At 43.7% G+C, this 16,457-nt stretch carries 11 protein-coding genes; 6 read left to right on the forward strand and 5 right to left on the reverse strand.

All coding sequences use genetic code 11. The features are described 5' to 3' along the window. Nucleotides 1-378 precede the first annotated feature (378 nt). Nucleotides 379-825 (reverse strand): helix-turn-helix domain-containing protein, encoded by a 447-nt coding sequence (locus tag NG798_RS11430; protein ID WP_261222666.1) that lies wholly within the window; start codon nucleotides 823-825, stop codon nucleotides 379-381. A gap of 255 nt (nucleotides 826-1,080) precedes the next feature. Here NG798_RS11430 and NG798_RS11435 point away from each other — a divergent pair, with 255 nt between their 5' ends. From NG798_RS11435 to bioF, 4 genes are all read left to right on the forward strand, one after another. Further along, entirely contained in the window at nucleotides 1,081-2,205 is a 1,125-nt protein-coding gene (locus NG798_RS11435; protein WP_261222667.1) for a transcription termination/antitermination protein NusA, read from the forward strand. A gap of 185 nt (nucleotides 2,206-2,390) precedes the next feature. Beyond that, the gene (locus NG798_RS11440) at nucleotides 2,391-4,331 is read left to right on the forward strand and encodes an alpha-amylase family glycosyl hydrolase (RefSeq protein ID WP_261222668.1); all 1,941 of its coding nucleotides are present in this window, start codon (nucleotides 2,391-2,393) and stop codon (nucleotides 4,329-4,331) included. Nucleotides 4,332-4,599: 268 nt separating this feature from the next. Further along, nucleotides 4,600-5,361 (forward strand): Uma2 family endonuclease, encoded by a 762-nt coding sequence (locus NG798_RS11445; protein ID WP_261222669.1) that lies wholly within the window; start codon nucleotides 4,600-4,602, stop codon nucleotides 5,359-5,361. A gap of 56 nt (nucleotides 5,362-5,417) precedes the next feature. Beyond that, nucleotides 5,418-6,593: an 8-amino-7-oxononanoate synthase gene (bioF, locus tag NG798_RS11450; protein ID WP_261222671.1), complete on the forward strand. Its 1,176-nt coding sequence runs from the start codon at nucleotides 5,418-5,420 to the stop codon at nucleotides 6,591-6,593. Nucleotides 6,594-6,713: 120 nt separating this feature from the next. Here the strand turns inward: bioF and NG798_RS11455 are convergent, their stop codons facing one another. Beyond that, complete coding sequence (locus NG798_RS11455) at nucleotides 6,714-7,586, reverse strand: phosphorylase (RefSeq protein WP_261222673.1); 873 nt, start codon at nucleotides 7,584-7,586, stop codon at nucleotides 6,714-6,716. Between the two features lie 165 nt (nucleotides 7,587-7,751). Between NG798_RS11455 and NG798_RS11460 the strand changes: the two genes are divergently transcribed. Beyond that, the gene (locus NG798_RS11460) at nucleotides 7,752-8,480 is read left to right on the forward strand and encodes a DUF2786 domain-containing protein (RefSeq protein WP_261222675.1); all 729 of its coding nucleotides are present in this window, start codon (nucleotides 7,752-7,754) and stop codon (nucleotides 8,478-8,480) included. 161 nt (nucleotides 8,481-8,641) lie between these two features. On the opposite strand, the gene NG798_RS11465 is transcribed toward NG798_RS11460, so the two are convergent. After that, nucleotides 8,642-9,643, reverse strand: coding sequence for a manganese catalase family protein (locus NG798_RS11465; RefSeq protein WP_261222676.1), 1,002 nt, complete (start codon nucleotides 9,641-9,643; stop codon nucleotides 8,642-8,644). An 896-nt stretch (nucleotides 9,644-10,539) separates the two neighbouring features. Between NG798_RS11465 and NG798_RS11470 the strand changes: the two genes are divergently transcribed. Beyond that, nucleotides 10,540-13,155 carry a hypothetical protein gene (locus NG798_RS11470; RefSeq protein WP_261222677.1) on the forward strand — a complete coding sequence of 872 codons (2,616 nt, stop codon included), beginning with the start codon at nucleotides 10,540-10,542 and terminating at the stop codon, nucleotides 13,153-13,155. A gap of 77 nt (nucleotides 13,156-13,232) precedes the next feature. Here NG798_RS11470 and NG798_RS11475 read toward each other — a convergent pair whose 3' ends face one another. Together NG798_RS11475 and NG798_RS11480 are read right to left on the reverse strand one after the other, a co-directional pair. Continuing rightward, a complete protein-coding gene (locus NG798_RS11475; RefSeq protein ID WP_261222679.1) occupies nucleotides 13,233-13,829 on the reverse strand; it encodes a Uma2 family endonuclease in 597 nt (198 codons plus the stop codon). Nucleotides 13,830-13,918: 89 nt separating this feature from the next. Further along, nucleotides 13,919-16,132, reverse strand: coding sequence for a phosphoketolase (locus NG798_RS11480; RefSeq protein ID WP_261222681.1), 2,214 nt, complete (start codon nucleotides 16,130-16,132; stop codon nucleotides 13,919-13,921). Nucleotides 16,133-16,457 lie beyond the last annotated feature (325 nt).

Genomic DNA, 16,457 nt, shown 5'->3' on the forward strand with positions numbered 1-16,457 from the left:
AGGGTGATAGGGGGTTTTGGGGGGATAGGATTTTGTTTTTGGAGGAGCCGGTTTTAGCCGATGGCGTTGCTTAGTGAGGGGTTAATTAACTTTAGCTTGTTAATTAATAATTAATAAAATTTATGGTTTGGATTGCGGCTAAGGTCAGATGCTAAAAATTATAAGCGTCCCTAGATATTTTCAGTGATTTTCATTTCTGCTTTTAGAAATTGATGGGGAGGGAGGTTGAGAAACTGTGCAGAAAGGGTAGTTTTTTTAGAAAAAAAAGCTAGAAATATTTGCTGGTGAGGGTTTGAGGGATGCCGGTGGATAGAGTTTCCGCACCGGCCACAAACGCTCACACACTTAAATTGCAATCAAACTGAAGCGTAAAAGACGCTAAACTCGGCTGAGAGGTAAACGCACTTTATGTTTTCTCAAAATGCGAGTTACTTGTGTAGCGCTGATTTCGATAGATGTTTCTTTAGCTAAATGAGCCGCTAACCGCTGACTCGTCCAAACATCAAAATCATAGCTTAGCTTTTTTGGTTCTTTTTTCACGACATCAAGTAAAATTTGGATGTAGTCTTCATTGGCTTTGCGGTAGTTTCCTTGTTCCCGCTTGTCTCTTAGACTGTCGAGATCGTCAGGATCGCCATGCACGCACCAATAAGCAACCGTGCGGTAAGAACACCCAATGAAGTCAGCGATCTCTTCATAGGTTTTACCATCATTTTGCAATAACAAAATCAAAGCGTGCTCTCGCAATCGGGGACAGTCGCTCTTTCTGACCGCTTTTTGCAATTGCTTTCTCTGCTCCTCTGTTAAGAAATTTTTTATCGGCATAACCCTTTTTCTTGAAAATTCTTCTTTATATATTTTATGATATTTAGGTGTTTTTTGGGGGAGGGTGACTGGTAATGGCCGATCTGTAATGGGGGAATCGTCCTCACCTGGCCTCAATTACAATTGACCTGTGCTGTTATTTTTCTTGATTCAGCAGTCACCAATCACCAATGACCAGTGACAATATAAAAACGGTCAAAAATCCTCAACACGGATAGCCGAAACAAAATCTCTCGTTTAAAAGTAGAAAATGCTATGTCAATGGTAAAATTACCCGGCCTCAAAACAATCATTGAAAGTTTGAGCCGCGAACGAAGTCTACCTGAGTCGGCAGTGCAAAACGCCCTAAAAGAAGCGCTCAAGAGCGGTTATGAACGTTATCGCCGCACACAAGTCACAGAAAACCCAAACTTCACAGAGGATTACTTCGACAATTTTAACGTGCAGCTTGACCTCGTAGGGGAAGGCTACCGCATCCTGGCAACTAAAACTGTTGTCGAAGAGGTTGTGGAACCAGATAAAGAAGTTGCGTTAAAAACTTTATCAAAAATTGCCATCAGAGCAAAGATAGGTGACACGATTATGGTTGATGTTACCCCGTTGCAAGGAGACTTTGGCCGGTTGGCAGCATTGCAAACTAAACAAGTTTTGACGCAAAAACTTCAAGAACAACAGTTAAAAATTGTTCAAGAACTTTTTCAACCTTTACGCGGTACAGTTCTGGATGGGAAAGTGCATCGAATCGACCGCAAAGCGGCAATTTTTGCGTTGAATGCTGGGGTAGGAAATCCAGAAGTGTATGCCGAACTTCCCAACTATGAAAAACTGCATCAAGATAATTATGTTATGGGTGCAACGATGAAAGTTTATCTTAAAAAAGTGTACGATACTCCGCGCCAAGGGCCGCCTCTTCGGGTTTCTCGCGCTACCACCGGCCTCGTCTCTGGAATGTTAACGAGTTTAGTTCCAGAAATTCAACAACAAATCATCGAAATTACTAACATTGTCCGCGACTCTACTCCCGCCAAGCCAGAAATACCTTCTCGTACCAAAATAGCGGTCAATACTCAACAAGATGATATCGATCCGGTTAGCATTTGTGAGGGGGAAAACTCTGGCAATATTGCTGTAATTTCTAAAGAATTAGGCGGCGAAAAAATAGAAATTTTGCTGTGGTCTGAAGATCCTTGTGTTTATATCAAAAATGCTTTGATGCCGGCTACTGTGCAAGAAGTTATCATTCTTGATGCCGAAAAACAACAGGCACAAGTTACCCTTACTCCCGATCAATTGCCTTTGGCACTTGGGCTTGATGAACAAAATGTCAAACTTGCTTCTCGTTTAACCGGCTGGAGAATTGATTTGATTACGGGAGAATAAATTTAATTTTTTCCTCCTCACTCCTAACCTCCTATACCATTAGGGGGAGACGTGGGAAAAAAAGCCGGCTTTTTCTCACCCAAAAGATACTCCTAGCGACAGTAGCCGGCCTCTGGTGTCTATGGCAAAAATTTACATAGTTACTCGCAATTAAATTAGACAGATATCGCTAGGAGCAATCTTTCATGGAACCAAAATCTACCGTTCAAACAAAAATCGTATCTTTAACCGAAGCAGAAGGTATTATCGATGCCGGTACTGCTGAACAAATTAACCTCGCGCAACAAGATGAAAACCCTTATGAATTTCTTTACACGCGATCTATAGAATTTCGTCAAGAAACAATTTATTTTATTGTTGTTGACCGCTTCAATGATGGCGACCCTGATAATGATGAAGGCCCAAACCCTGAACTTTACGACCCGAATAGCCAAGATTGGGGCAAATATTGGGGGGGAGATTTACAAGGAATTATTGATAAATTAGATTACCTCAAAGGTATGGGAGTTACTGCGGTTTGGCTGACTCCTTTGTTTGAACAAGTCGAAGCTTTGTTTGTGGAACAAGCCGCAATTCACGGCTACTGGATTAAAGATTTTAAACGCATTAATCCCCGTTTTATTGGCAAGAATGAAGACCCCTCTCTCAACAAAACTCAAGAGGCGAAAAATACAACTTTTGACCGCTTAATTGAGGAGTTGCACAAGCGAGATATGAAGTTTATTCTCGATATTGTGTGTAACCACAGTAACCCGGATTTCAGCGGTAAAAAAGGCGAGTTATACGATGATGGGGTGAAAATTGCTGATTTTAATAATGATGAAAAAAACTGGTATCACCACTATGGGGAGGTGACAAATTGGGAGGATGAATGGCAAGTTTTAAACTGTGAATTATCCGGGTTGGCTACGTTTAATGAAAATAATGTCGAGTACCGCGATTATATCAAATCTGCGATTAAGCAATGGATTGACCGGGGTGTAGATGCTTTGCGGGTGGATACGGTTAAGCATATGCCAATTTGGTTTTGGCAAGAATTTACTGCCGATATCCAAACTTATAAACCTGATATTTTTGTGTTTGGAGAATGGATTTGCAGCCATCCTCAAAATGCTCGCTCGGTTGACTATGCAAACCGTTCGGGAATGACTATTTTAGATTTTGGTTTGTGTATGGCAATTCGTCAAGCTTTGGCGGCGGGAGATCCGGCGGGTTTCCAGCTAATCCAAGATATTTTTGACATGGATCATTTGTATGAAAGTGCAACGGAGTTGATTACGTTTATCGATAATCACGATATGCACCGCTTCCAATCGCTTAATGCTGATCCTGATATTTTGCGGATGGCGATTATTTTGGTGATGACAAGTCGGGGGATTCCTTGTGTCTATTATGGCACGGAACAATATTTGCACGATGATACTAATTGTGATGGCAATATTTACGGTAATAATGACCCGTATAACCGGCCTATGATGGATAAATGGGATACGGATAGTCAAATTTATCGGGATATGCGTTTACTTTCTGGTTTACGCCGTTTAAATCCTGCGGTTTGTTTGGGTAGTCAATGGCAAAAATACATCACTCCAGATGTTTATTGTTATGTGCGCCGCTATCGGGATTCGCGCTGTTTTGTGGCGATGAATCGTTCTTTTGAGCCGGTGAAAATTGAGCAGGTGTTAACAGATTTACCTGATGGTGAGCATACTTGTGTTGTTTCACGGCGTAAATTTGAGGTGACGGATGGCTGTTTGCATAATTTGGAATTAGAACCAAAAGATGTAGTAGTAATTAGTCATGTTGGCGAACGCATAAAAGGGAAAGTGATTGCGCGGGTACAGGTAAATGGCATTAATACAAATCCGGGTGAAACTGTGGTGATTATTGGCGATTGTCCGGAGTTAGGAAATTGGGATCTTGCTAAGGCTTACCCGATGGAATATGTTAATGCAAATACTTGGTTTGCGGAAATTCCTTTTGATGAAACTGCGGGTAAACCTATTGCTTATAAGTATGCAATGTGGCGAGACGGAGGTTCGCCGGCGCGTGAAAATATTGTCTGTCGCCGGTGGCTTTTGGCTGATGAGGGAATTGTGAAATGGCGTGATTCTTGGGCTCATTAAAGTGATTGTATGTAGTTAAGCTTACATACCCAGAGATTTTTAATTTAATTTAAGCCTCCTAATTAATTGGGAGGTTTTTTGCTGGGTAATGGAAATTATGACAGAAATTGATGAGATAATTACGGTGTGGCCGGTGGAATAACAAACCGTTTGCTGGTAGTTCCGGCGGAACGTCTGTACGGGGAGGTGGGAAGATTCAAAACTGTGAAAAATTGTTAGAGTGAAAAAATGATAATTAATATTGCTACCGGCAAGTGAGGTTTCATTTATGGTGATTAGCAGTCAATCGGATCTGCCAGCACTTCCGCCAACGGATCTTTGGAGTGAAGAGTTACCCTTTGAACTTCCGCCGGAGTCATCACTTCCGCCAACGGATCTTTGGAGTGAGGAGCCACCATTGGAAAGTTATCGTCATCTCAAACAACTGCTTTTATTCTTAAGTTGCTTAGAGCGTTTATGGCAAGATCGCAATGATTTTTTTGCGGCTGCGAACATGAGCGTTTATTACAGTTTAAAGCAGTTAAAATCACGCGATTTTCGCGGGCCAGATTTTTTTGTAGTGTTAGGAACAGAACGCCGCGAACGCAAAAGCTGGACGGTGTGGGAGGAAGATGGAAAATACCCGGATTTTATAGTCGAGATTTTATCAGAATCAACGGCTGCAAATGACCGGGGAATCAAGAAACAAATTTATCAAGATATTTGGCATACTTCCGAATATTTTTTCTTTGAGCCTTACAAGTTGCAATTTGAAGGCTATAAACTCCTTAATGGAAAATATGAAGAAATAGTGCCAAATGAGCGCGGCTGGCGTTGGAGTGAACAGTTGCAATTATTTCTAGGTGTTTTTGAGGAAAAATTGCGCTTTTTTACTCCTGATGGTGTGTTAGTTCCCACACCAGAGGAAGCCGAAGTGCAAGAACGCCGGCGAGCAGAACAAGCAGAAATGCGAACAGAACAAGCAGAAGCACAAGCCGCAAAACTGTTAAGAAAGTTGCAAGAATTGGGGGTGAATGTAGAAGAATTGTAATAAAATAAGCGATGCTCTTGGGGTTTAACTTTCTCTCAAAACCCCCCGCTAATCAAATGCCAAAAGATCCCTATTCTTGGATAGAAAACTCGCTGCAAACCATCCACAAAGCCGGCTGGTATCGTTCTGTACAAACCATAAATAAACTCCCCGGCTCCACCGTTGAAATAGACGGCAAAACGCTTATCAATTTTGCCGGCAATGATTATCTCGGACTAGCAGGACATCCGCGTTTAATTGAAGCAGCAATAAACGCCACCAAAGAATACGGCACCGGCACAACAGGCTCACGTTTAATAACCGGCCACCGCGACATCCACCGGCAACTAGAACTAGCCATCGCTTCCCTCAAAAAAACCCAAGATGCCATCGTTTTCAGTTCCGGTTATCTTGCCAATATTGGCACCATTTCCGCCTTAGTTGGCAAGCGAGATTTAATACTATCTGATGGCTACAATCATTCTAGCTTAAAGGCCGGTGCAACACTCAGCCAAGCCACAGTTTTTGAGTACCGGCATAACGACATTCAACACCTAGAAATCCTCCTCAACCAACACCGCGAAAATTACCGCAAATGCCTGATAATTACTGATACTGTTTTTAGCATGGATGGTGATATTTGTCAACTGCCGAACCTATTAAATTTAGCCGAAAAATATAGCAGTATGCTGCTAGTAGATGAAGCACACGGCACCGGCATATTTGGAGAAAAAGGAAGCGGAGTAGTAGAGCATTTTGGATACACCGGCCACCCTTTAATTCAAATGGGAACCTTAAGCAAAGCATTAGGCAGTTTAGGGGGATATGTGGCCGGTTCTAGTAGCTTAATAGATTATCTCAGAAATCGCGCTCCCAGTTGGATATATACCACCGGCTTATCCCCAGCAGATACAGCAGCAGCATTAGAAGCCATTCATCTGATTAAAGAAGAACCCCAGCGGCGAAAAAAGCTATGGGAAAATGTGGAATTTTTGAAATATTTGTTAGCAGAATATCAGATTAAAACTCTATTTCAAGAATCGCCTATTTTTTCTGTGCCGGTCAAAGATGCGGAAACAGTTTTTGAGTTAGGAAAGCATTTAAAAGAAGCGGGGATATTAACCGGCATAATTCGACCTCCGACAGTCCCCACAAGCCGAATACGCATTACTTTAATAGCCCCGCATTCATCTGAACACTTAACAGAACTAGGGCGAGTTTTGGAGAGCGTGTTAAACCTAGATAAAACCTGATCAACCTGCCTGTTACTTGAGCAAAAAACTTGTAGTTTTCAGGTTGGCTTTTATGTCTTTAATTGGGAAACTTTAGCCATGAAAGTTTTTTTTCAAACCAACTAAAAACCGACCTTTTAATTAACTCAAAGCCACCTGCTTTAAAACCATCACCGGCCCGCTATTTTTCAGTCTATCCAACTGCCCCTCATTCCGCACAAAAAACGTCCCAACAAACCCCAAACCATTCACAGAAATACCCTCAAAATCCTCACAAGAACGCCGCACAACAAACATCCAATCCCGCGTCGCAAACAAATTATAAGCCCCCGTAGCATCCCCCACAAAATCGCCCTCAAAACCCACCGCCCTCAACAAACAATGATAAACCTCCAACAAACTCTTAGCCCCCTTCTCCAAACGAGAAAAAGCATGAACAAAATCAAAACCAGGTACCCTTCCCACCCCATTATCATCAAAACAAACCCCCTCCAAAACAGGCTTAATTGGAATCTCCATCATCGGCACAACCTGTAAATGCTTATGCCGTTGCGAAGCCCCCGCCAGCCTTCCAGAATTATAAAAAACCAACCCATCAAACTCATTTAAAACCAACTCCATCGCCTCAAAATCTGCTAAATTTAACCATGTTTCCTGCTCCTCAAAAACCCGCGTCACAATCAACAAATGATAATCCACCACATTAAACTTATTCAACAAACATAAATGAGTTTCTGACAAATCCGCAACAAACAAATCCTCCTCATAAGGCAAAAACGGATTAAAATCCTTTGGTTTACTTACCTTTTTTTTAAACTCATCCTTGCGAACCAAATTCGACGCCACCCGCACCACAAAACGAATCCCCACCTCCTCAATAAACTCACACTCTGTAACAATAGAATGCAGCGCCCCACATTCAATAGCTTTCTTTGTGCATTCCTTCACCTTTTGCCAAAGAGAGCCGGTTTCCAGCTTCCGCATTTCCTGCGAAGGAGATTTGTCTTCACACATAATTTAACAACCGCAACTTAATTTTACATTTCGTTTTGATTGTACAAAACTTCTGCTATCAAAATTCATTTAAAATAAATCTAACGAGCCGGCTTTTCCCAGCCTTGCTTGTGTAGCCACCCTTTTTAGCCGGTGGATGCGAACCAACCCCAACCCCCTAAAACCATGCCAGATCAAACCATCATCGAAAAAATCAAAAAACTCCTAGCCCTCACCACCTCATCCAACGAAAACGAATCGACAATCGCCGCCGAAAAAGCCTCATTATTACTCGCCCAACATAACCTCAGTTTAGCCGATCTAGGCAACACTCAAGATACAGAAATAACTGAAACAGTCATCGACAAAACCACCCGCTTCGTCACCTGGAAAATGATCTTACTTTCCGGCATCGCCGATGCCAACTTTTGCCAAGCACTCAGAAGCAACTACAACGGCAACGTATATCTCCTTGGTAGCGCCACCAACTTAATAGTATGCCAGCATCTTTATAACTACCTATCCAAAGCAATAGAACGCCGCGCTAAATATCGAAAAGGCAGCGGACGCGCTTATTTAAACGCCTTTCGAGTCGGCTGTGCAACCCGTCTTAGCGAAAGATTACTCGCCCAAAAACACGAACTCGAAACATCAGGAATAGCCGGCACCAGCGACACCCCAGCCACCCCCGCCATCGTCGTCCGTTCGATGTTTGAAAAAAACAAACTCTCCATCGACGACTACCTAGAAAATCGCGGCGTTACTGTTAGATCCCGATCCAACTCTCAAATCAGCAGCGAAAAAGGATATCATGCCGGTATCAAAGTAGGCGATCAAATCAGCCTCAACAAACCAATGCCGGCAGGCCAAAATATCAAACGCCTCCAACCCAAGGAGGACGAACTCGAATTTTAATGCCTATGTTTTTACTTTATTCTCACAGAATGAAAAGTTATTTGTGTGCATTAAAACCTTAAATTTTAACCGCAGATAAACGCAGATGGACGCAGATAGGTTATCTGTGTGTATCTGCGTTTATCCGCGTCTATCTGCGGTTAAACAAAACTCGCCTAAGACTAAAGTTTAGGAGTCTTTAACTTACTCTTTTCTCGCGCCACAATCGGACTTTCTGCGGTCTTATCTGGGTAGTCACTCCACTGCTTCACTTCACCCTCAGCACCCATCGCAGAAGTTACCTCATGTGAGCGTATTTGACTTAATTGCTCAGTCACTTTCACAGCTTCTTCCTGTGTCCGTTTCGTGCCTTCCACCGGCTGATCTAACAAACCATTTGTTTCCACAACTTTCTCTTGGGGATTCTCAACATATACCCAATTTTCGCCGGGTTCCCACGAACCTTGACCCTCATTCCAAGGCCCGCGAATATTCCCCCCATCTGACATATTAAAATACAAATGAGTGTAACGCGGATCGCCTTGCAAAACACCAGGCGGGAAATTCGGCTCAATCGTTTCTAACGCCGCCGCAAACATCTTATAGTGTGCAATTTCCCGCGTCATCAAAAACCCAAGCGATTCCTTAACGTAAGGATCATCCGTAAACTGAATCAGATTTTCGTAAGTAATTTTAGCCCGCGATTCCGCCGCCAAATCTGAACGTAAATCAACCGTCAAATCGCCATTTGCATTGATATAAGCACCCGTCCAAGGCACACCCTGGCTATCCGTCAGCATCGGCCCACCACTAGATTGCAAATAGAAATGTGGGTTAACCAAAGCTTCCTGAATAAATTTGTCTTTGTTTTTATTGCCAGAAAACAAACCAAAAGCACTACTATCAGCAGCATCCTTCAGTTCGCCATTAATCCCCTCCAGCAACATCGTAATCATTGCACCCACTATTTCCAAGTGAGCCAATTCTTCCGTAGCGATATCCATCAGCATATCGTACTTATCCGGGTAAGTCTTGCGGAATCCAAAGGCTTGAATAAAATACTGAATTGCCGCTTTTAATTCCCCATTACCGCCGCCAAATTGTTCGAGCAGCAAACGGGCAAAACGCGGATCTGGAGCAGAAACTCGCGCATTAAATTGTAGTTCTTTGACGTGATGAAACATCTTATTTCTATCTCCAAAAGTGGCTGAGATTGTTTTTTACTATCCTGTCTTTAATTAAACTAACGAATCGAAATCGCTACTAACTTCTACCAAAGGGATGAGTTAGAGGTGAGATTGTATTTGCAAATTTGTCTTAAAAAATTTTTTATCAACAAGCAAACTCTTGTTTTGTTGCTAACCAAAATATTTCAAAAGGTAGATGAAAATGAATCGTTGGGATTGAGCGCTCAATTATCAAAAAATTTTTAACTTTTCACTTATCTACTCTCAAATTTTTTTCCATACCAAATAAACTACTCCTCTGCCATGAACACACAACTAAACTTTTTAAATTTATTAGGTTAATTTATACTTATTTTATGCAAAGTATTTGTATAGTGAGATGGGCATCAACAAGCCTTTTAGCCTTATCCGTATAAACCCTTAGCTCAGCTTGCACGTTAGCAATAATGATTATCATTCTTACTTTTTAACTCAGTATTTCCCGTCCAGGCCATTTTTTTTTCTTTACAAAAAAAACATAAATTTTCGTTAAAGCCAGACGATCAAAGTAATAAAACTGGCCAATTCCAACTCAAAAGCCTTGATTTAGCGTGAAAAAAGCAGCTTTATCTTCATAAAGGATTGTTACAAAAGCGACAATTATAAAGTTTCTGTATAAAGACGTAGAAGTTATTGACACCGGCCCTAGCAATAGGGGTAGTATAGCGGTGTCAGTGTTTCAGCAGGAACATTGAACAAGAAAAAGGAGTCGGGCATTTCCCTTTGATTAGTTTCAAAAAATCCCCCTCCGCTTTAATTCTTCTACAAAGAGTTTTCCAAACTCCTTGGTTTAGCAAATCCATTGCCAAACCATATAATCCCTTGCGTTAAAAACAACTTAAGACGAGGAATAAATGACAGACTCTACTACTTTTGGGCTTAATGAATTTACAGGCGGCAATACATATACCCAAATCACCCTGGAAGATATCGTAACTGGGGGAGTCAAAGTCACTGTTAACGTTCTTCCCGATCCCGTTACCGGCAACATAGGCGATTTAAATGGAGTCTTTTTTCATGTAAAAGATGAAAGCCTAATTTCTACCTTAAATATCAGCGGCGGCGATGTCACCGGTACCGCTTTTGGGCCGGCAAATAGTGTTAGCAAAATCGATTTACCTAAAGGAGGCGGAACAATCGCCATCGATCCGCAATCCTTTGATGCCGGTGTGGCGATTGGAACCTCCGGCATTGGCAAAGATGACATTCGTTCCACCAGCTTTACAATTTCCAGCCGCAGCAAAGAATTAACCCTCGCAGACTTCATCAACGCCAACACCGGCGGCTCAGATTTTGGTGTTCGTTTAACCAGCGTTGGCACCGAAGGAGGAAAGCGCGAAGATAGCAGCAAACTCTCAGGAGAAGTAACTCAAAGCTTCACAGCCAACCCCCAAATAAACATCGACAAAGTAACAGGAAACGGCACAACAAAAGGCGACGGATTAACAATTTTAGAAGGTGAAAACGTCACCTGGACCTACACCGTAACCAACACCGGCAACGTCGAACTATCAAACATCAGCCTCAACGACGATCAAATCGGCGCTATCAGCAACCTAGTCAGCGGCGACACCGATAAGGACAACAAACTAGACACCAACGAAACCTGGGTTTATAACGCCACCGGCACCGCCACAGAAGGCGACTACAGCAACATCGGTCTCGTCAGCGGTTCCTACAATGGCACCACAGTAACAGACAGCGATCCAAGCTCATATTTTGGCGCCAACCCAGAAATTAATATTGATAAAGTAACCGTCTATAAAGATATTGAAGGCGACGGATTAAACATCAAATCAGGCGAAGCAATTGACTGGAAATATACCGTCACCAACACCGGCAACGTGGGACTATCTAACGTCAGCGTTAGCGATGATAAAGTGGGTTCCATCAGCACCTTTGTCGGGGGAGACACAGACGGCGACAGCATCTTAGACACCACCGAAACCTGGGTTTATAAAGCATCCGGCACCGCCACCGTAGGCGACTACAAGAACACCGGCACCGTCAGCGGTTCAGTCACAGACGACTTAGGAAATACCAAAACGGTTACTGATAGCGATGACAGTTCCTACTTTGGCGAAAACCCCGCAATTAACATCGACAAAGTAACCGTCTACAAAGGCGAAGAAGGAGACGGATTAAACATCAAATCAGGCGAAGACATTAGCTGGAAATATACCGTCACCAACACCGGCAACGTCGGCTTATCTAACGTCAGCGTCACCGATGATAAAGAGGGCGCGATCACCAACTTTGTCGAGGGAGACGCAGACGGCGACAAAATCTTAGACACCAACGAAACCTGGGTTTATACAGCAGCCGGTACCGCCGCAAAAGACGACTACAGCAACACCGGCACCGTCAAAGGTTCAACCACCGATAGTGCAGGAAATACCCAAACCGTTACCGATAGCGATGACAGTTCCTACTTTGGCGAAAACCCCGCAATCAACATCAACAAAGTAACCGTTTACAAAGGCCAAGAAAAAGACGGACTAGCAGTCTTAAAGGGCGATACAATTGACTGGAAATATACCGTCACCAACACCGGCAACGTCGGACTATCTAACGTCAGCGTCACCGATGATAAAGAGGGCGCTATCACCAACTTTGTCGGCGGAGACACAGACAACGACAAAATCTTAGACACCACCGAAACCTGGGTTTATACAGCCACCGGCAAAGCCATCAGCGGCCCCTACAGCAACACCGGCACCGTCACCGGTTCCAATAACGGCACCACAGTCACCGATACGGACGACAGTTCCTATACAGGATGTGCAGGTGTAAGAACTCCTGGCTACTGGTGTGCAAATCGTGAAATCTGGAACGGCGATGCAAGCGATGATTACAACGTAACACGCAAACCCAACGCCCCCACCGGCGATATCCTTTTACAACCCTACACCAACTCAGCCCAACCAGGAAAAGTCCTTGATCCCGTCGATCCCGTCACAGGCCAATATAGTGTCGGCCTCTTGATCGGAGACCTCAACAAAGATGGAGTCACCAATAACGGAGAACGAACTATATTTTACAACCTTGACGAAGCGGAAAAAACGATGAGTCGGGCACAGTCACAACTAGCTGCACAACTAGCAGGAAAACCAACTATAATCGACACTCGTTACTACGTTGCCAGCAACCTCACCGCTGCTTGGCTGAACTACCTCTCAGGAAATCCCGTCGATGCACAAAGCATCAACAATGGTGTCCAGTGGTTGCAACTCCTCACCCCCGATGAAAACAATGATGGTAAAGGAGATGGCTATACCGCAGGAGATGGTTACTTATGGTTGATGGGAGATAGGGAGTTAAATCGATTAAGCCCTCCCGTTTCAGAGACACATAGTGCCTGGACTACTGGTATTACAAATCCCCTCGTTCCTTCTGGTGAGTCTATTGCTGCTACCCTACAGGATTACAACACAACAGGTGGCGGAATTTCTGTATGTGCCCCTGTGTAAGCTTTAATTAACCTGTGATTTAAAAAACCTGCTGGCAGAGACGTCAGCAGGTTTTTTTGATGATTGTTGCCACCGATTTAAGATTGCCGAATTCCTTTGAGAAATTCTGTTGTCCCCTCAAGTCTGGATGGTATCAATAGACAACGGACAAATAAGTCAATATCTAAATCTGGCAAAAATCCACTCCCAGAAACTTTCTCATAAATGTCTTCCCGCAGGCGGTAAATAGAAAGCTGGTTATCTTCCCAAAACCAAACCTCTTGAATCTTAAAACGCTTATATTTTTCCAGCTTTTCAACCTCGCCACTCGTAATTACAACTTCTATAGCCAGGTCTGGATGTTCTTTTTTACCTCCAATATAATAAGAATCATCCGGCTCAAAAGATGAGCCTCTTTCTTTTGATCGGCGAGTAGCGCTACCTACCGGAATATACTCTATCTGTTTCTCAAAAAAATAAAGTTGTAGGTAAAAGCAAATAATCGTTTTAATCAATTCATGTTGTTCGCCAAGAGTCATAAATTCCACACACCCATCCAAATAAGTAATCCGTAAACCGGGCTCATTTTTCATTAAAGCTTCTATCGCCTCAAACTCCTCCCACGAGTGATAGCCAGGCAGAACGAATCTTTGTTCTTTTTGAGGGATTATTTTTTCAATAATTTGGGCAGTCATAATTTTATCTAAATTTTCTTTAGGAGCATCACTAGAGATTAGTAGAATAGCCACCGGCACAAAAACCGGTGGACTATAAACCTACTATTTTAATGCACTAACTCAATGGCACGTTTCGTCAACGCCTCAGCCGTCAAACCATTAAACGCCATCAACTCACCCGCGCTTGCAGTAGTTTCGCCGCGTTTCCAGGCAAAAGTATCGCGCTTGGCATTACTGCGTAACATCAGAGGTTCCAGCATACCGGCAGCACCTCCCGTGACACCAATCAAGGCATCACCGCCAAACAAACGCTCAAAACCCGCATCATCCAAAAATCCGCCATCAGCTTCCGAACAAGTATCCCACGCCACATCACTAGAACGATATAACCGGCGCGGATTCACCACCGAAACAATGCGCGCACCAATACCCTCGGTTTCCAAAAACGCCGCCGCTTCAAAAACCGGCATCAAAGTCATATCCCCAATCACCGCAAAAACCACCGTTTTATCGCCTGGAATTTCATGGATTGTCACCGCACCATCCTGCAACGCTAAACGGCTTTGCTCAAAGGTTGTCCGAATTGGCAAAGGCGATTTAGAAGCCGTAATCACAATGCCTTTATTCTTAGTTGAAAGCGCCCATTCATAGCAAGTCTGAATACTATTTGCATCCGTTGGAAACAGCGGAAAAACATTACCATTCCGCATCATTGCTGCAAAATATGCCTCAACTTCAGGACGTTGGTGAGTCCAGCCATTTCGCCCTTGTTCCAAAGCACCGGCAGTAAACAAAGTAACTGCTGAAGGTGTGCAGCGGCGTAACTCAGCCATCGCCTGCGTCACAGTTTGCCAAATTGGTAAACCATTAATTGCAAAAGACTCATAAGAACACCACAAACTCCGCGCGCCAAACAGCGATAAACCCACCGCCAAACCGGCACAAGCATCTTCACTTAAAGGCTCATAAACTTGTCCATTTGGTGTTTGATTATAAAGCTCATCAGATGTGGGGTGAATAATCTTCAAGCCGACATTAATATTACCAATGGCAGATGCTTCATTTCCATCCGCATTTGTCACCAAAAAATTGCGGTCACTTTGCCCAACTTTCACAACTAAATTACCCATAGCTGTTGTTGCAACTTTGGCGTCGCCACCAACGGCATACTCTTGCAAAGGTAACTCACCAATCTCTGCTAAAGGCAATTCAAACTCGGTAACAACGGTTTTGGCTGCCGGCCCGCCTCCAGCCCGCTCACAGTTTGTCCGCACCAACTCCCACCCCTGACGGGAAAGAGCGCGATTCTTCAATGCTTCTATAATGTGAGGTGCATCTAGGGTGTCTTTCGGGTACAAGTTGTGAGATTTTGCGCCCTTGGCGTGAACACCGGCCCCTTTCAATTGCTTAATAATAAATGCGGTCAATTTGCCGCCTAGAGCCGATTTCGCCGCCTTATCTACACCCAGCAAAACAGCTTTCATAAATGCTAGGCGCTGTTTCATTGAGAACACAGTGCTATCTACATAATCACCACTTTGATTTGTATCATCAAATTCTTTGGCATCGACTAGCACAACTTCGGCAAAACCGTTGCCTTTCCAATAGGCGATCATCTCTTCACTGGTTTTTGTGGAAACCATGCTGTGATGCTCTTGGGAGTAGCCATTCCAGACTAAAACCGGCAAGAAATTTGTAGCGGTGGGATAGGCTGTGTTAAAGTGTGCCATGCTGCTCATCGGGTAAGGTTCACCCATACCGCCATCACCCATTGTGAAGGGGAAAAGCTTATCGCGGTGAAGCAAAGCACCGGCGAGGGCGAAATGTTGGCCTTGACCAAGGGGGCCGGCGGGGCCAAGAATCCCCGGAATATAACCGGATAAGTGACCGAGCAAGCCGTGCTTTTCGCGGAAACGGTCGCGCAGTTGTTGCACGGTAGAAATACCCATGTCTTCTAAAGACCGGTCGAGGAACATGGCGCTATAAAAACCGGGGGCGTGGTGTCCGACTTCGGTAATAATATTTTTGTAGCCCAACATCACTAAAGCCGCATAAGCTTCGGCTTGGCTGGCAAAACCGCCTGGGTGTCCTGAAGCTTTGGAGCCGGTGACTTGCAGGGTGAGGTAGCGCAAAGCGTCTGCGTATAACAATGTTTGGAAGACTGCGGAGGTGTCGGTGGGATCAGAGATCGCGTTTTGACCTTCGGAAATAACCGGTGTTTGGCCGTGTGTATCGAAACCGGGCCAGTTTTCGCCGTAGTATTGGATGCCGTCACAAAAGTTTGAGGCCGTTGAGGTGGGGGGTTGAATCGTTGAGGTCATGCGGATGTCTGTTGTGTTTTCTGAGTTTTAATGATTTTACAACTTTGGTGTTGCGAAAGTTCATCGCTTTTGAGTTATAAATCAGAGAGGAGGTAAATTTTGCCCAAAAGCTCAGACATCTAACAGATAATCAGGCTCTTTTGTTTAATAGAGTTGGATCAGAGATCAGGTTTCTATTTTGTAGAGATTATCTCTTGGTAGAAAATATGTGTGCTTGGGATTAAAGAAAGATAAATTTGCCCAAATCTCACTTATTTTGTGGCGTAGTTTACTTGCACCGGCCTGCTGAATCCATCACAATAAAACCATAGAAACAAATCTTAAG

The organism is Ancylothrix sp. D3o (assembly GCF_025370775.1).
In the GTDB taxonomy this organism is placed as follows: domain Bacteria; phylum Cyanobacteriota; class Cyanobacteriia; order Cyanobacteriales; family Oscillatoriaceae; genus Ancylothrix.